Source organism: Streptomyces sp. NPDC001851, assembly GCF_040297165.1.
Lineage (GTDB): Bacteria > Actinomycetota > Actinomycetes > Streptomycetales > Streptomycetaceae > Streptomyces.
The window spans coordinates 276,736-292,523 of the sequence record NZ_JBEOYR010000005.1 but is presented as its reverse complement, the minus strand read 5'-3'; the positions used below and the strand labels follow the sequence as shown (position 1 = coordinate 292,523).

Annotated in this window: 14 protein-coding genes and 3 pseudogenes; 8 read left to right on the top strand and 9 right to left on the bottom strand. The window is 69.2% G+C overall.

Going from position 1 to position 15,788, the window contains the following annotated elements; genetic code table 11:
* Nucleotides 1-192: 192 nt before the first annotated feature.
* From ABT171_RS09735 to ABT171_RS09720, 4 genes are all read right to left on the bottom strand, one after another.
* Nucleotides 193-1,818: a class I adenylate-forming enzyme family protein gene (locus tag ABT171_RS09735; RefSeq protein WP_351241638.1), complete on the bottom strand. Its 1,626-nt coding sequence runs from the start codon at nt 1,816-1,818 to the stop codon at nt 193-195.
* Between the two features lie 425 nt (nt 1,819-2,243).
* Nucleotides 2,244-2,609 carry a nuclear transport factor 2 family protein gene (locus ABT171_RS09730; RefSeq protein ID WP_351241636.1) on the bottom strand — a complete coding sequence of 122 codons (366 nt, stop codon included), beginning with the start codon at nt 2,607-2,609 and terminating at the stop codon, nt 2,244-2,246.
* Between the two features lie 176 nt (nt 2,610-2,785).
* Nucleotides 2,786-3,748 carry a phosphotransferase family protein gene (locus ABT171_RS09725; protein WP_351241634.1) on the bottom strand — a complete coding sequence of 321 codons (963 nt, stop codon included), beginning with the start codon at nt 3,746-3,748 and terminating at the stop codon, nt 2,786-2,788.
* A gap of 464 nt (nt 3,749-4,212) precedes the next feature.
* Nucleotides 4,213-4,356 (bottom strand): hypothetical protein, encoded by a 144-nt coding sequence (locus tag ABT171_RS09720; protein WP_351241632.1) that lies wholly within the window; start codon nt 4,354-4,356, stop codon nt 4,213-4,215.
* A gap of 848 nt (nt 4,357-5,204) precedes the next feature.
* On the opposite strand from ABT171_RS09720, the gene ABT171_RS09710 reads away from it, so the two are divergent.
* The 4 genes from ABT171_RS09710 (at nt 5,205) to ABT171_RS09695 (ending at nt 7,504) form a co-directional block, all read left to right on the top strand.
* Nucleotides 5,205-5,666, top strand: coding sequence for a MarR family winged helix-turn-helix transcriptional regulator (locus ABT171_RS09710; RefSeq protein ID WP_351241630.1), 462 nt, complete (start codon nt 5,205-5,207; stop codon nt 5,664-5,666).
* 11 nt (nt 5,667-5,677) lie between these two features.
* Nucleotides 5,678-6,097: an SRPBCC family protein gene (locus ABT171_RS09705; protein ID WP_351241628.1), complete on the top strand. Its 420-nt coding sequence runs from the start codon at nt 5,678-5,680 to the stop codon at nt 6,095-6,097.
* Nucleotides 6,094-6,846: a DNA alkylation repair protein gene (locus tag ABT171_RS09700; RefSeq protein WP_351241626.1), complete on the top strand. Its 753-nt coding sequence runs from the start codon at nt 6,094-6,096 to the stop codon at nt 6,844-6,846. The genes ABT171_RS09705 and ABT171_RS09700 overlap by 4 nt, the downstream gene beginning before the upstream one ends.
* 70 nt (nt 6,847-6,916) lie before the next feature.
* Nucleotides 6,917-7,504: a histidine phosphatase family protein gene (locus ABT171_RS09695; protein WP_351241624.1), complete on the top strand. Its 588-nt coding sequence runs from the start codon at nt 6,917-6,919 to the stop codon at nt 7,502-7,504.
* A 15-nt stretch (nt 7,505-7,519) separates the two neighbouring features.
* On the opposite strand, the pseudogene ABT171_RS09690 reads toward ABT171_RS09695, so the two are convergent.
* Nucleotides 7,520-7,828, bottom strand: a pseudogene (locus tag ABT171_RS09690) (transposase); the annotation flags it as partial.
* Between the two features lie 12 nt (nt 7,829-7,840).
* On the opposite strand from ABT171_RS09690, the pseudogene ABT171_RS09685 reads away from it, so the two are divergent.
* The 3 genes and pseudogenes from ABT171_RS09685 to ABT171_RS09675 all read left to right on the top strand — a co-directional run.
* Nucleotides 7,841-8,022 (top strand): annotated as a pseudogene (locus ABT171_RS09685) (IS5/IS1182 family transposase); the annotation flags it as partial.
* Between the two features lie 31 nt (nt 8,023-8,053).
* The gene (locus ABT171_RS09680; RefSeq protein WP_503074591.1) at nt 8,054-8,683 is read left to right on the top strand and encodes a DUF4291 domain-containing protein; all 630 of its coding nucleotides are present in this window, start codon (nt 8,054-8,056) and stop codon (nt 8,681-8,683) included.
* Between the two features lie 272 nt (nt 8,684-8,955).
* The gene (locus ABT171_RS09675; RefSeq protein ID WP_351241620.1) at nt 8,956-10,293 is read left to right on the top strand and encodes an alpha/beta hydrolase family protein; all 1,338 of its coding nucleotides are present in this window, start codon (nt 8,956-8,958) and stop codon (nt 10,291-10,293) included.
* 86 nt (nt 10,294-10,379) lie between these two features.
* Here ABT171_RS09675 and ABT171_RS09670 read toward each other — a convergent pair.
* Nucleotides 10,380-10,730: pseudogene (locus ABT171_RS09670) on the bottom strand (PIN domain-containing protein).
* A gap of 298 nt (nt 10,731-11,028) precedes the next feature.
* Nucleotides 11,029-11,460: a hypothetical protein gene (locus ABT171_RS09665; protein WP_351241618.1), complete on the bottom strand. Its 432-nt coding sequence runs from the start codon at nt 11,458-11,460 to the stop codon at nt 11,029-11,031.
* Nucleotides 11,461-11,770: 310 nt separating this feature from the next.
* Here ABT171_RS09665 and ABT171_RS09660 point away from each other — a divergent pair, with 310 nt between their 5' ends.
* Nucleotides 11,771-12,964: a hypothetical protein gene (locus ABT171_RS09660; protein ID WP_351241616.1), complete on the top strand. Its 1,194-nt coding sequence runs from the start codon at nt 11,771-11,773 to the stop codon at nt 12,962-12,964.
* A 127-nt stretch (nt 12,965-13,091) separates the two neighbouring features.
* Here the strand turns inward: ABT171_RS09660 and ABT171_RS09655 are convergent, their stop codons facing one another.
* Nucleotides 13,092-14,582 (bottom strand): protein kinase domain-containing protein, encoded by a 1,491-nt coding sequence (locus ABT171_RS09655; protein ID WP_351241614.1) that lies wholly within the window; start codon nt 14,580-14,582, stop codon nt 13,092-13,094.
* A gap of 485 nt (nt 14,583-15,067) precedes the next feature.
* On the bottom strand, nt 15,068-15,763 hold the full coding sequence (locus ABT171_RS09650; protein ID WP_351241612.1) for an NADPH-dependent F420 reductase: 696 nt from the start codon (nt 15,761-15,763) through the stop codon (nt 15,068-15,070).
* Between the last annotated feature and the right edge of the window lie 25 nt (nt 15,764-15,788).

The window sequence follows — 15,788 nt, the reverse complement described above, 5'->3', positions numbered from 1 at the left end:
GGGCGGGCCGGGAGGGAGCTCCACGAGGACACAGCCCCGGCGACCTCCCGACAGGGCGCCCAGAGCGCAGCGATGCCGCACTTTCGCCTCTTCACAGCGGAAAGGGCGGCCGGCCGAGATGAGCCACAAAGGCTCTGCCTTCCCGGCGCACATGACCCCGCGTCGGCCGGGGTGCCTCCACGACGACGGAGCCTACGGCGTGTCCAGGTCCCCGCTCGTCCACGCGGCGCGCAGCGCCTTCTTGTCCACCTTGCCGACCTTGGTCGTCGGCAGGTGGTCCAGCAGCACCGTCTTCCGGGGCGTGTACAGCTCTCCCAACTCGGCGGTCACCGCCGCGCCGACCGCCTCCGGGTCGACGTCAGCACCCTCGGCCGTGGCCAGGAAGATCTGGACGGCCTCGCCGTACTCCTCGTCCGGCACACCCAGCGCCGCCGCGTTGCGCACACCGGGAAGCGTGAGCAGGAAATCCTCCAGGACCCTGGAGTAGACGTTGTCGCTGGTGCTGCCGGTGACGATGATGTCCTTGGCCCGGTCGACGAGATAGAGGTACCCATCGGCATCGAGATATCCCATGTCCCCGGTGCGCAACCAGCCGTCGTGCAGCGCCGCCGCGGTGCGCTCCGGGTCCTCGTAGTAGCCGAGCATCACCGTCTCACCACGGACGCACACCTCGCCGACCTGCCGGACGGGCAGTGCCGCCGCGCTGTCTTCCCCACGGATCTCGATCTCGACGCCGGGTATCGCGCGACCGCAGCTGCGCCAGAGCTCGGGGCGGCGGGCTCCCTCCGAGGCGAGATCCTCCGCACTGAACACGGTGATGCCGAGCGCCTCCGACTGCCCGTAGCCCTGGCTGAGCACGGGCCCGAACACCTCGACCGCCTGCTGCAGCCGGCTGGGCGACGTGGCCGCGCCACCGACAGCGATCCGCCGCAGCGCGGGCAGGGCGTCCGGCTTGCACTCCGGGTGGTCGAGAACCGCGTACAGCATGGGCGGTACGAACATGGTGGCGGTGATCCGCTCGTCGTGCAGTACCGTCAGCGCCGCGCCCGGTTCGAACTCGGGCAGCACGACGAGGACGGACCCTGTCACCAGGGCCTGGACCGAGACGAGGTGGCCGCTGCCGTGCGTGAGCAGCGTGGAGACGAGCACCCTGTCCGTGCCCTGGTTCAGGGTCGGGAAGATCGCGGGGCGTGAGTTCTGCGGGGCATCGTCCACCAGGTCCAGCAGCGCTTCGTAAAGCCGGTGGCTGTGCGCGGCGAGCTTGGGATGGCCCAGAGTTCCGCCGGTGTAGAGGACGGTGACGGCTTCGTCCGCTCCCGGGGCGGGCACGCCGTCGGGGCGCACGGCCGGGCACTCGGCCGCCAGGGCCAGCAGGTCCGTGCACTCTTGCTCACAGGGCCCGAGGCTGAGCAGTACGGGGGCGTGGACGCTGCGGCCGGCCGCGTCGGCGGCCCGTTGCGCGAACAGCGGGTCGGTGACCACGGCGCGCGCCCGGGACTGCTCGACCAGCGCGGCGAGCTCGCCGGGCCCTGGCTCGGGCGGCAGGAACACGACGCGGCAGCCGATGAGATGGACGGCGAGCTGCACCAGGACGGAGTCCACGCGGTTGGCCAGGAACAGCCCCACTCCGTCGCCGGGCGCGAGCCCCTGCCCGCGCAGAGCATGTCCCAACCTGAACAGCCGCCGCCGAGCCTCTCCCCTGCTCAGCCGCTGCGCCCCCTGGACGAGCGCCTCAGCGTCCTCGTCCTTGCACCAGTGCTCCAGAATGCGGTCCACGTACGTCCGCGGCTCGGATGTTTCCTGCGCGTTAACGATCATGAACACATCCAAACACGCCACTCAGAAGCCATGGCTTCACGGGGGTCACGTTCGGCCACCAGCCAGTGGAGTACCCATGCCCGCGCTTTGAAGAAAACGCGGAGTTCGCAGGTCAGTTGAGCGCCCGAGAGAACGCACCGAACGCGCGTCATGATGGCGGGGAAACGCTCCCCGTGGTGTGGCACCAGCAGGCCTTGCACGGAGACCGACGGGAGCCGACAGCAAAGTCGGCCCGTCACGCCGCGACTTGACCGCTACAGCCGGATCGCGGTCCGCACCCACCACTACTCGATGCCGGTTCGGTTGATCGGCAAGCGGATCAGGGTGACCTCGAAGCCCTGATCCGCAAGCCGGCACCCTTTCCAGGCGCGGCCGGGCTCGAACCGGCCCGCCGCACCGACAAGTTCGCTCTCGTCCCTTCAGCCTCAACCGGTCAAAGTGGCCTGATGGAAGTACAGCCGCCAGCCCGTCGCCGTCAGACGCCACAAAGAGCTCCGCCATGCCCTACGGCCCTGGTTCTCGGCGAAATACGTCACATGAACGACGCCTGGAGCGAGGACGACTCCGGACATGTCACTGACCTTGACCGGAGAGACCGGGGACACCGAACCCCCACTCGTCACCGTGAGGATCGACTCCACGTCCCACCGGCGTCCGGAAGCCCCGATCTCGGTGAACTCCGGATCCAGGAGCTCCAGGACACGGGCCGGGGAAGCACGCACCTCGGGATCGAGAAGCCGCATCTCCCCGTCGATGGCCGCCTGCACGGCCCGCTCATCCTCATCCGTCATGCAGGAACCTTACGGACACTCCTTGCCAAGGCCCAGCGAATTGATCACTCGACGCAGCGACGGCACGGCGGTGCCGTCAAATCTCGGCTCTGGCAAAGATCTTGGGGAGCCGCCACGGCGAGTGCAGCCAGGCCCGGCGCTCGCCACCGGACCCGCGCCCCAGCCGCCGCTCTGGTTCAGCCCAGCGCGTTCATCAGGGCGGTGACATAGGCATCCAGCCGCTCCTCCACAACTCGCGTCGTCAGCTCTGTCCTCCCCGCCTCCCGCCATGACCGCGCCACCACCTGCACTTCTTCTGAGCACGCCAGCCCGTCCCGCACCCGCCAGTACAGCCGCTCGCTCGCGGCCGCGGCCAGCACCCCGCCGGCCTCCTCGTACGCATCAGGGAACCGCAGACCCCACGCCGGGCCGTGCAGCAGCGCGAGATTGGTCGAACAGTGCGCCACATCGAGATCCGGCGGGCCCCAGGAGGTCGCGGCCCAGTCGACGACCCCCGTGATCCGTGCACCTGCCAGCCCTGGGGGCGGCACGTCGAACAGTACATTGCCGGGTTGAAAGTCCCGGTGCAGGAACCGCCCCTGGTAGGGCGGCGCGGGGTTGCGGATCACATCGGTCGCCGCGGCCCATGCCGCCGCGTCGGCGCCCCTCGGAACGACGACGGTGTCAGCGGTCGTCAACGCCACATACTCCTGAGGCCGCTTGGCGGGTCGCAACGCATGGACAGCCACGAGTTGCCGGGCCAGCAGAGGCACGCGCGCCTCCAATCCCTCGTCATCGAGGACCGTCCGGCCCGCCAGATGTGTCATCAGGAGCGACGGATACTCGCAATGCGCGGCGTTCGTATCAACCGCGACCAGTCCAGGAGCCGGCACGTCGGTCCCGGCCAGCAGTGTCAGGGCGCCAGCCTCCCTGTTCAGCCAGTCCTCGGCGCGCTCCACGTAAATCGGGTCGACGAAGGTCCGCAGCACCAGGTCACGGGTGCCTCCGTCCCGTGTGCCGATGGTCAGCCTCCGCATTTCGGCAGTGATGCCGCCGCGCAGCCCCTCGGTCCTGACGATCCGTTCGCCGACCTCCAGATGCCGGCTCACCCAAGCGAGTGTCAACGGTCGGACAGCCGCCACCTCATCGTGGTTGGTCACCGTGCCACTCCATCATCCGGACGACGGCACGCGCTAAAGCTTTACGGCTGTACTTCTGTGCATCGTGCATTGGCCGTGACGCCCGACGGGCGTCCTCCTTGAGGCGATCTCACTCACTCGTGCGGCCAAGTAGCCGGGAATCTCCACGCCTCAACGCGGGGTCCCCCAGACCGCCTGCCAGCTTTTCGCAGGTCAGCGGAATCCATCGATTCCCCACGCACAGGCACGGAGCCGGCCGCTGGCCAGGCGGAGGCAAACGCCCGGCCGGGAACCCGGCACGGATCGCGGGCCGGACCCCTCACTGGACCCGGGGTCCATGGATGCGTGCCCCGGGCCCGGGAGCGGACGCAGCACGCCGGGCACCACGGCGTGGCGGAGCCGCCCACCCGACGCCATACGCCACCGCATGATGAGCGCGTATCAGGAACCGACGGGCGCTCCCGGCCCACACAGACCCGACGGCTTCAGATGCCGATGGGGAGCCCGAGGGGGGAACCGACGAGCGTGCTGACGGGTCGTTCGAGAAGACCGTCGGCGATGTCGTCGGGGCTCGGTGTCTGGGCGGCGATGGCAGGGATGACCGCTCCGAGGGAAAGCAGCGCGCTCACAGCTGCAACGGTCACGATGCGGCGGACAAACAGCACGGTGATTCCCTCTCGGTGAGTAGTGGCGCTGGACGTATTGGACGAGCAAGAGACTTCCCACCCGCCAGGCCCGTGCACGCCCTACGTCACTCGTTCAAGGGACGGCCATCCCCGCCCACAGGCCATTGCCGTAGGCATTCAGACGCCCCCTGACCGGGGCTTCGTCGCCCGGCCACGACAGGACCCCGGACGGGACCCAGAAGAGCACGGCGTGGGACCGGCCGGCCCCGGCGAGGCTGCGCGCAGCCCGACGGCGCAGCCAAAGCGCCCCGGCCGCTGGCCGGGGTCCTTGGCGGTGCCGTCGCGGCACGGCCCGGTCCCGACCGTCCGGGTGCCCCGGAGCGAGGAGGCGACCCTGGGCACCGTGGTGATGTCCTCGGCGGACAGAGGGCGTTGCGGTGCACCGTGTGGGTAGGCCGAGCGCTCGGTGTAGGCACGGGCGACCACAGCCGAGACGTCCGGGCGGACCTGGTCGCTGAAGCGCGTCTCTTTGGGGGGCTCATCGGATGATCGGATGCGAGTGTCCGATTAGTGATCACTGATGCGACGTGGGACCGGATCGGGCCGTCGACGGCACGCGGGGGAAGATCCTCGCCTCCCTGCCGGCGGCAGCCGGTGCCGTCGACGACACCGGCTGGACCGTGTCGGTCGGCTCCACCGTCGTCCGGGCCCACCAGCATGCCGCGGAAGCACTCAAAACCGCCTCACACAGTGGCGCGGCCTGGCCACACGCAAAGCGTGGGCATCAAAGCACCGGGTGAGCGAGCAAATGTTGTCTTGACAACATTTGTCGTGGCACTCATGCTGGAGGGGTGACATCTTCCACCAGCGGCTTGCGCGACCACCTCGGCTACTGGCTTCGCCGGCTCTCCGACGAAGTCCACGGCCGCTTCGAACGGGAACTCGCCGAGCACGACGTGACCGTCTCCCAGTGGGCGGTCCTGATCACCCTGTACCGAGGCGACGCCACCACCACCCGTGAGGTGGCCCGCTATATGGGCATCGATGCCGGCGCGGTTTCCCGCCTGGTCGACCGTCTGGCAGCCAAGGGGCTGACGACCCGAGAACCGGATCCCGCCTCCCGCCGCACCGTGCGACTGACACTCACGGACGCCGGCCGCGACCTGGCCCCCAAGCTGGCAAAGATCGCCGACCGCAACGACGCCCACTTCTTCGCCACCCTGGAACCGGACCAGCGCCGCCGGCTGGAGTCCTGGATACGCCACCTCGTCGGGGAAGCCCACCCAGAGCCCCCCGCACCACCCACCCCCTGAAAGGCACCACGGTGAGCACCACCCCCACCACCGCACGCTCGGTCACCAAGACCGTCACCATCGAGCGCGCCGTCGCCGACGTCTACGCCTTCCTCGCCGACCCGTCCAACTGGCCCGCCTGGGTGATCGCCAACGTCACGGCCATCGAGCCCACCGACGAGCCGGACTGGTGGCTGATGACCACCCCGCACGGCCCGGCACGGCTCCGCATCCGCGGCAACGCCGAACTGGGCACCCTCGACCACGATTACGTCGAGGAGCGGGCGTCCTGGCAGGTCCCCGCCCGCGTCGTGGCCAACGGCACCGGATCCGAATTCATGATCACTTTCTTCCAGCCGCCGGCCTTCACTGACGCCTACTTCGACAAGCAGGTCGCCCTGGTCGACACCGAGCTCGCCACCCTCAAGCGCGTCCTGGAAACCGGCGCGTGAGCCTGCCCCACTCACGACTCGCCGAGGCGGCCGACCAGCTCACCCAGCAGCTCGCCCGCCTCGGCACCCCCCGGCGCGCCGCCTGGGACCGTGACTACCTCCACAGTGACCTCGTCCACCTCGGTGTCCCCATCCCCGACCTGCGCCGCGCCGTCAACACCACAAGCCGTAACCTGCCTCTGCTCACCCGGTCGGACCTCCTGCCCCTGGCCGATCTGCTGTGGACCAGCAACGTCTACGAACACCGGCAGGCAGCCGTCCACCTCCTCACCCGCCACACAGCCCTCCTCGGCCCCGCCGACCTCGTGACGGTGGAAGTGATGCTGCGAGGCGCCCGCACCTGGGCCTTGGTGGACACCCTCGCCGTCCACGGCGCCGGTGCCATCGCCCTCCAGCACAAGGAAGCGGCCGGGACCGTCCTCGACCGCTGGGCCATCGACCAAGACTTCTGGCTCCGCCGCTCAGCCCTTCTTGCCCTGCTCCCCGGCATCCGCGCCGACGCGGCCGACCTGAAGCGGCTGAGCCGATACGCCGACGCCATGCTGGAAGAGACCGAATTCTTCATTCGCAAAGCCATTGGCTGGGTCCTGCGGGAAACCACCCGCCGCGACCATCACTTCGTGGCGGCATGGGTGGAGAGCCGCATCGACCGCATCTCCGGCGTCACCCTGCGCGAAGCGGTCCGCCGCCTTCACGACACCGGCCGGACCCGCCTGATCGACGCCTACCGCCGTACCCACGGCCACTGACCTCGTTCCCGCGCTATCCGCAGTCACGGTTCCGCCGCATCGCATGGTCGGTCGGATAGTGTACTCACCCATGGGGGAACTGATACTTATCAGGCACGGCCAGACCGAGTGGAGCCTGTCGGGCCAGCACGCGGGGCGCACTGACGTTCCGCTGACTGACGTGGGTGAGGCATCGGCCAAGGCTCTCGCTCCGAGGTTGGCCCGACGCCCGCTCGTCGGCGTGTTCAGCAGCCCGCTGAGCCGCGCCATGCGGACGGCCGAGCTGGCGGGACTGACCGGCGTCAGGCCCGATCCCGACCTGGTGGAGTGGGACTACGGCGGCTATGAGGGCCTGACCGCGGCGCAGATCCGCGCGGGCCGGCCAGGCTGGGACCTGTGGCGGGACGGCGTCGTTCCCGGCGACGCCGACCATCCCGGTGAGCGGCTCGAACAGGTGGCCGCGCGCACGGACGCGGTGCTGGACCGGATCCGGCCGCTGCTGAACGACGGTGACGTCGCCGTGGTCGCTCACGGTCATCTGGCGCGCGTGCTCACCGTACGGTGGCTGGGCCTGGACGCGTCGGCCAGCCGACTGCTGGGCCACCCGCATCCCGGAACGCTGAGTTTCCTGGCCGCCGAGGACGGGCAGCCGTTCATCTCCGCCTGGAACGTCCCGTAGTGGCAGCCTGCCGCATCACCGCGGTGAGAGGCGCTGCCAGCAGACAGGAGCCGCGGCGATGCCGGCGAAGGCAAGGAAGTGGCCGGCCTTGAGTTCGTAGCGACGGTGCAGTCTGCGGCATCCGGCGCGCCAGGAGACGGTGCGTTCGATGACCCAGCGATGCCGACCGAGCCGCTGGCTGGAGTCCGCACTCCTGCGGGCGATCTGCGGTGTGATGCCTCGGTTGAACCTGACCAGCGCCGCAGATGGTCGTAGTCGTAACCCTTCCGCAGTGGAGCCTGGTCGGTGACACCGTAGCCCGCGGCGGGATCGGGTGGGCGGTACGCAGACCAGCGTGGCGATGAAGGGTACGACTACGATCACCTGCGCCGATGGCCCCGTTCACGGAACATCACGCATCGTCCGCACACGGTGGCCTGGCTTGCCGTATGCCGTCGCTTGCACCGCCGCTACGAGCGCAGGCCGCACGCTTCCTCGCCTTCGCCGGCATCGCCGCTGCCCTCATCTGCCGGCGCTGACTCAGCGGCCGCCCTGCACCGCGGTAATTCGATGGCGCGTGCGAGACAGTGCGCCCACCCTGGTCCCGTGGAAGAACCCAAACACCAGATTCGAGCCCTGCACACGGACTCCACGGTCACCGTCTATCAGGCGTACGCCCCGGTGATCGGCCTGCCGGCGGCTCGGGAGGGCCGTTTCCCGGCGGTGTGGCAGCGGGACCGGATGACGTGGATCAAGCCGTCGTTCCTGTGGATGATGTACCGCTGCGGGTGGGGCACCAAAGAAGGACAGGAGACCGTCCTCGCCGTCGAGATCTCGCGCGAAGGCTTCGAGTGGGCACTGAAACACGCCTGCCTGTCCCACTACGAGCACGGGCTCCACGCCGACCACGCCACGTGGAAGCGCCAATTGAAGCAGGCTCCGGCCCGGGTGCAATGGGACCCGGAACGCGACCTGCACCTTCAGCCGCTTGCTCACCGGTCGCTCCAGCTCGGCCTCGCCGGCGAAGCCGCACGCCTCTACGCCGATGAGTGGATCGTCTCCATCACCGACATCACATCGCTCGCCCACACCATCCACGCGCATGTACAGGACGGCGAGTTCGACGTCGCACGGCAACTGCTCCCCCGTGAACGTCCCTACCCCGTGACCGAAGGGGTCCTGACACACCTGCACCGATGAGCCAGACTGCCTGCCCATCGAGAGGGTCTCCCAGGAGCGCCTGGCCGCTCCTCCGGCGTGGTGCCACGGCCATAGTCCGGCATCGCGTTGCGGGAGTCGGTGCCGGAGTCGTGTGCCTCAGCAGTTCGCCGATGCAGGGGGTGTGGCGAGCACTTGAGTACGCTTCGGTGCGTGCGGTGATCTCTGGGGGGGTCGAGCCAGGCAGAGAGCGTGTACGGTGTGCCGAAAATTGATCTCGGTTCCACGAACGCTGACCTTCTCAGGGGGATTCCATGCAGCAATGTCGACCGCGCGACCGCCGCAGAGCGATAGCCAGAGCGATCGGTGCGGCGGGTGCGCTTGCCATCGTGCTGGGCGCAACAGCGGTGGCGCCGGCAACAGCCGCCGAGAAGCCACCCGTAACCTCGACGACAGCCCGCTCCGACGAGTACGCGCCCTGGGCGCCTCAGAACGACGATGTCCGTGTCCACCCCAAGGCCGTCCACCAGGCCGTTCCGCACAGCCACGCTGACCCTTCGCCCCTGCAGCTCACTCTTCCGGCACCGACCGGGCGTTCCTCGGTGGGCATGGTCGGCCTGCACCTCATCGACAAGTCTCGTACGGATCCGTACGTTCCTGGGAATCGCGTACGCGAGTTGATGGTGTCGTTGTGGTACCCCACCTCCTCCCCTGCCGGGCACTACCAGGCGCCGTGGATGTCGTCGGTGGCGGGCGCCCACTTCCTCAGCACATCGCTTGGCCTGACGCCGCAACAGGTGACCGTGCCGCGAACCGCCGGCCACGTCCTTGCCCCGGTCGACACCAGGCACGGCAAGCTGCCCGTGCTGCTGTACTCGACCGGGCTGCACTCGGACCGTGCGATGGGCACCGCTCTCGTCCAGGATCTGGCCAGCCGTGGTTACCTCGTCGTCACCGTCGATCACACGCATGACGCCAACGAGGTGCAGTTCCCCGGCAACCGGCTTGAGGTCAACACCATGCCCGCGGGCGCGCACTCCTCCGATACGCTCAAGGTGCGCGCCGCCGACATCCGCTTCGTCATCAACCAGCTCGGCACCATCGCCAAGGGAGGTGACCCGGACGCCGGCCACGCCAAGCTTCCCACCGGACTGTCGCACGCCGTGGACACATCCCGCATCGGCATGTTCGGCTTCTCGCTGGGCGGCGGCGCGGTCGACACCGCCATGCAGCTCGACCACCGGATCGGCGCCGGCGCCGACCTGGACGGCCAGTTCTTCGGCTCGGCGCCGAGCAAGGATCTTGACCGCCCATTCATGCTGTTCAGCTCGGGCACCCACAACCGCAACAATGACGGGTCGTGGCGCACGTTGTGGGCGCACCTGAAGGGATACCGGGTCGACGTCCAACTCCACGGTGCCACCCACCTGACCTTCTACGACAACGCGGTGCTGGCCCCGCAGTACGCGCCCTTGGTCGGCTGGTCACAGGCCACCGTCCAGCAGATGTTCGGCACGATCGACCCCACCCGTGCGATCAAGGTCCAGCGCGACTACCTTGCCGCCTTCTTCGACCGGACACTGCTTCATCAGCGTCGTCCTGTGCTGGACGGGCCCAGCAAAAGCTACCCGGAGATCTCCTTCGTCCGCTGACCCAGGCTGGCAGGGAAGAACGCACGAGGCTCGAAGCGGCGGACGACACGTCCGTCCGACCACAAGAAGAGCCACCCTCATGACCTCTACGGATTGAGGTCCGCTACCCGGACCGGCTCACCGATCCACCGGTCGGGTGGCGCCGTGACGGTGATCGCTCCGTCAGGGCGGTCCGGGGCGGGCTGAGCGGCGTACTGGCAGTGTGCCGTGGCCCGGGTGTCCTGCTGGGCACCACGGCGAGGGCGGCGGTGAATCCGGGTAGGGCGGCGAGGTGCTCTGCTGTACCGGGCGGGACACGATCGGCCTCGACCAGTGCGCACGTTGGGGCGGCGGAGAGATCCCAGCCGGCCTCCAGGTGGGCGCGGTGCATCAAGCGGGAGGCAAGGACATCGCCGCGGCCGGCTGCGGCCATCGCGGTGCCGTCCAACGACGCGCATCGCGTCGCTCACTGCCCTCCCGCCTGGGCCAGCCGGCGGTCCGGCTCGCTGTCGAGGTCCCTTCTCGGCTGGTGTCGGCTCGTTGCCGGTCCCTTGCTGCAAGGCGGCGCGAGCCTGCTCGGCCCGTTCAGCGGATGTGCGCAGGGTTTCGGCGAGCCGGGCCAGGCAGGCACGCAACGTGCTCCCTTCCACTGCACTCGGACCGTGCGATGGGCACCGCTCTCGTCCAGGATCGGGCGACGTGGTCGAGTGCGGGATCAACCGGCTCAAGGGTCAGGGCTGTGGCCAGCACGCGTCGCTAGAGCTCGTAGTCCTGGGCCAGCTCCTCCCAGCAGATGCTGCGAAGCGCGAGATCAGCATCCTCGCCCGACGGTACGTCCGGGACGGGCTGGAACCAGACCACGGTGAGGGCGGAACGGTGCAGCACCGGGTCGATCCCAGGAGCGACGGCTGTCGAGCGGAAGACGCCGACGCAAGCCACGGAAGGCAGCACCTCAACAGGGCCGAAGGCGCCGGCGGTCTGGTCTGGGTACTCGCGGAAGGGCGGAACGAGATGAACCGGCGTGGAGGGAAACGAGCGTTCGGCCTCCCGCTGGAAGCCGCTGACCTTCATGTCGTTAACGGACTTGCACGGGTATCCCTCCAGCGACCCCTCGTAGGTCGAAGACATCCGCAGCTCGGTGAGCTCGATCGAACGACCGGACGAGAGGACTATGTTGCTCAACGACATGCCAACACCCTACGCGGATGATTTCCACTGGCCACACGCGCCGCTGAGCGGCTCTGGGCCCGCTTGAGCAAATCGGGGCATGAAGGACAGCCGGGCCTGATCACCAAGTATGAGGTGGACCTTGGCGTGCCGTGTCGTGGCGCGGTCACGAACGTCCTATTCGTGGCCGACCGTCCACTGTCTGGACGCTCGGGACTGATGTACAAGTGAGGGCTGTGCAGCATCCGGTCAGCCCGTGTCTGGGGAGGGACGAGGGCACAGCGGGCTGCCGAACCACGCTCGTTTCGATCGATCGTTTCAGGGGGGCATCATGCGCATACGTTTACGTGCCTGCATCCTGGCGGGCGCGAGCCTGCTCGCCGTGGGGGCTGGTCCGGCGTACGGGGCTGACACGTCGTCGGCCGAGTCGGCGGCGGGGTCCGTGCAGTACACCGTGCAGGACCTCGGCACCCTGGGTGGTACCCGCAGCGCGGCGACCGCCATCGACGGCAACACGGTCGTCGGGAGCTCACTGACGCGCGGCGACGCCGCTGAACACGCCTTCGCATACGACCTGCGCAGGCACACCATGACAGATCTCGGCACGCTGGGGGACTCCAGCCAGGCGACCGGCGTGCAGGGGAATTACGTCGTCGGGGGGTCAGACCTCTCCCCCGACGGCCCGGCTCATGGATTCGCGTACAACATCCGGACCCGTCGGCTCGTCGACATCGGCACTCTCGGCGGCAGCAGAACCAACATCACCGGCCTCGACGGTGACACCGTGGTGGGGACGTCGTCGCTGCCCGGCGACGTGGTCACACACGCGTTCGCGTACAGCCTGCGCACCCGGGCCTTGACCGATCTCGGCAGCCTCGCCGGCCCGTCGGGCGACAGCACCGCGACGGCCGTCAGCGGTTCGATCGTCGTGGGCGGCTCCTCCCTGCCGAACACACCCGCCGCCACGACGCACGGGTTCGCGTACGACCTGCGCACCCGGACGATGACCGATCTCGGCACCCTCGGCGGAAGCTCCAGCACAGCCAACGACATCAGCGGTGCGACCGTGGTCGGGCAGTCCCGAACGGCCGGGAACGGCCTCACCGGGTACGCCTACGACCTCCGCACCGGCATCCGCACGGACCTCGGGTCCCACTTCCTGACCGCGCAGCTGATCAGCGGCAGCACCGTGGTCGGCGGCGACGGCTTGCTCTCCAGCTCGTTCGACCTCATGACGCACACGAGTGCCGTGATCGGCTCCGGGCGTGGTGTCACCGAGGTCAGGCAGATCGCCGGGAACGCCATGGTCGGTGACAACTTCGCCCCCAACTCTTTCGCCTTCGTCGCCCGTGTCGACAACGGCGACTTCACCTACCTGGCCTCCCTCGGCGGCCTCAACTCCTCCGCGAGGCAGGTCAACCGCCGCGGCGTGGTCGCAGGCAGCGCAGCACTTCCGTCCGCTGATCCGTCCACTGCCAACGGGCCTTTCCACGCCGCCGTCTGGGTGCCGCACACGGTGGCGTAGGGCGCGGGTGGAGGTGTGCCGCTGCGGCTGCGTAGGCCTTCTGCGCGGACCTGGCGGTCCACCGCGAGTGGATCTCCGAGGCATGCACCTCGGCGTCAGCAGACATCCCATGCACCCAACAGGGCCGTCAGCTCACCCTTTTCACATCCCTGAGCCGACGGCCAGGCGGCGTCACGCCGACGGACGACTCTTCCGACGCTGCCCGCCGGTCACCGGCCCGGCGCCGCACGAGTGCGGCGGTCTCCCACGACACCATGACCATGGCCACCAGCGTCAGCAGCAGGTAGAAGACGAAGAGCTTGTGCAGGTCGTCGAGGAAGTACCAGATCGATGCCGTGGCGCTGAACCAGAAGGCGACCAGTGAGCCGGCGCCACGGTCCCGGCTGCGTACCCCACCGACGAAGCAGCAGGCTGCGACCAGCGCCAGCAGGACAGCGATGGCGACGTACGAGTGGCCCCAGCCGACGTCGGCGCGCCGCAGTTCGGAGTTGACCGACACGGCCTCGGCCACCGGCCCCCAGCTCACCGCGCAGGACACGCGTGTGGACCACGGGAGCGTCACCACTCCCAACACTCCCGCCGCGACGGCGACCCGGCCGAAGTGAGCCGTGTCCACCAGGTGGCCGCGTGCGCACAGCACCGAGAGCAGACATCCGAGCAGGGCCAGAGCGCGGTCGGCTGAAGGGCGCAATGCGATACGGAGCTTGTTCCGGGGAGAGGTTCGGCCGCCGGACGGCGTCGCCGGGGGCCGCGGCGCGGTGGCCTGGGCAGTCGGCATGGAGGCCTGCCTCAGGGCGTCGCTGAGGGCCACGCGCATCTGCCCCGCATCGGCGAACCGTTCCGCCGGATCCTTGCGCAGTGCGCGCAGGATCACTGCCTCCACCGCCGGCGGTATGTGCGGCCGGAATCGGGATACCGGCTCGGGTTCTGCGTACAGGTGCTGATGCATGACGGCGAAGGCCGATTCGCCACGGAACGGTGTCTGCCCGGTGAGCAGTTCGTGCAGCAGACAGCCCATCGCGTACAGATCGGCCCGATGGTCGATCTCCGCCCCGTTGATCTGCTCGGGAGAAAGGTAAGCGGGAGTGCCGATCGCCGCACCGCTACCGGTGATGCGGGTGGCGGCCTCGGTGAACGCCTTGGCGATGCCGAAGTCGAGGACCTTCACGGTGTCTGGTCCGGTGAGCATGATGTTCGAGGGCTTGATGTCCCTGTGCACGATGCCGCGTTCGTGGCTGTGCCGCAGTGCGTCCAGTACCGCGCAGGCCGCGTCGACCGCCTCGGCGACGGGCAGTGGGCCGTCGCGCAGGACCTCGGCGAGGGTGGCGCCCTGCACGTACTCCATGACCAGGTAGGGCCGTGGGCCGTCCGGATGCGGCTCCTCGCCGACGTCGTGGATGGTGGCCACCGCTGGATGGTTCAACGCGGCAGCCGCGTGCGCCTCACGCCGGAAGCGGGCTCGCGACTGCGGATCGTGGGCCAACTCCGAGGAGAGCAGCTTGACTGCGACGGCACGGCGCAGCTGCCGGTCCACCCCACGATGGACCGTTCCCATGCCGCCTTGACCGAGCTTCTCGACCAGCTCGTACCGGCCGCTGAGGACTATTTCCCGCCCCACCCACGCCTCCCGTGAATCAGAAACCCGGCGTAGCTTACGGCGCGGCCTCGGCCGGTCCGTGGCCGCCGCTGCAGCCCGGCGGGTCGTAGGGCAGGAGCGTGAGCACTGCCGCACTCGCTTGCCCAGGAGGCCAGAGAGCGGGACCAGGCGGTGCGGGTCGGTGGGCGGGCGGTCGCGCCGTTCAGCAGGAGTCCGACCCGTCGCCGTATCCGCCCGGAGAGTCATCCGCCGATGCTGGTGGTGCCCAGCGAGGTGTCCGGGTGGGCGGTCTTCGCGGTGATGGCGCCGAGCCTCGCGGACGCTGGTGCCTAGTCGGAACAGGGCCCCGTTGATCACCGGAAGACGGTTCCACCAACGCCCGCCCGGGCACCCTTCTTCGGCAAGCGGGACCCCAGCCGAGCCCATTCTTCGTTCGCTGAGTCACCCCGCCCCACCGGAACGACCAGAGGGCGCAGCAGCCACGCGCCCCATCGAACACCCCGTCTTTAGTCGTGGACGGCGCCGGGGGCCAGGGCCGGGGCGGGGAAGGCGTGGCGGACTTCGCTGCCGGACCACCACACGCCGATGGCGAAGACCGCTGCAGCCTCCAGTAGCGCCGCCCGCTGCAGATCGCCACACGGCAGCGGGGTGCAGCCCATCGATGTGATCAGCTCCCGCGTCACAACGTCAGCGGGCGGGGCATCCGTGCAGAAGGGCACCGCCAGCGGAGCACCCTCGAAAGCCGGTTGCGGCAGAGCCCAGATGCTCTCGTGGCAGATGCCGAACACCTTGGCGACATCGGCATGGGGCGCGGCCACGGCGATGCGCAGGGCGGCCGAGTCCGTACCGCCGGCAGTGGAGAGAACCGGCCCGCCGTGGCTGGAGGGCTGCATCGGCACCGTGCAGTCGAGGACGATCCGTCCGGCGAGGTCCGCTGCCAGTTCCCCGGCCAGCTGCGGTGCGACGTCGGCGGGCACGGCAAGCAGTACGGCCTCGCCGTACCGCGCCGCCTCGGCGGGGCCGCCATGCGCGGTGGCCCCGATGCGGGCGGCCGTGGCGGCGGCGGAAGCGGCGTTCCGGCCGCCGACCATGACCTCGTGCCCGGCCCGTACCCAGGCCCCGCCCAGTGCCTCTGCCATGGCGCCCGTGCCGAGAATGCCGATGCGCATCGTCCTGCTCCCGTTCGCGTCGTGGAATGTCATGCCACGGACGCTAGGCGAGCCGATG

What these genes read in the sequence shown, in the direction of transcription:
- ABT171_RS09735 (WP_351241638.1), bottom strand. Translation starts at nt 1,818, where the DNA reads ATGATCGTTAACGCGCAGGAAACATCCGAGCCGCGGACGTACGTGGAC.
- ABT171_RS09680 (WP_503074591.1), top strand. Translation starts at nt 8,054, where the DNA reads ATGGCGCGTGCGAGACAGTGCGCCCACCCTGGTCCCGTGGAAGAACCC.
- ABT171_RS09660 (WP_351241616.1), top strand. Translation starts at nt 11,771, where the DNA reads ATGCGCATACGTTTACGTGCCTGCATCCTGGCGGGCGCGAGCCTGCTC.
- ABT171_RS09675 (WP_351241620.1), top strand. Translation starts at nt 8,956, where the DNA reads ATGCAGCAATGTCGACCGCGCGACCGCCGCAGAGCGATAGCCAGAGCG.
- ABT171_RS09695 (WP_351241624.1), top strand. Translation starts at nt 6,917, where the DNA reads ATGGGGGAACTGATACTTATCAGGCACGGCCAGACCGAGTGGAGCCTG.
- ABT171_RS09730 (WP_351241636.1), bottom strand. Translation starts at nt 2,609, where the DNA reads ATGACGGATGAGGATGAGCGGGCCGTGCAGGCGGCCATCGACGGGGAG.
- ABT171_RS09650 (WP_351241612.1), bottom strand. Translation starts at nt 15,763, where the DNA reads ATGACATTCCACGACGCGAACGGGAGCAGGACGATGCGCATCGGCATT.
- ABT171_RS09665 (WP_351241618.1), bottom strand. Translation starts at nt 11,460, where the DNA reads ATGTCGTTGAGCAACATAGTCCTCTCGTCCGGTCGTTCGATCGAGCTC.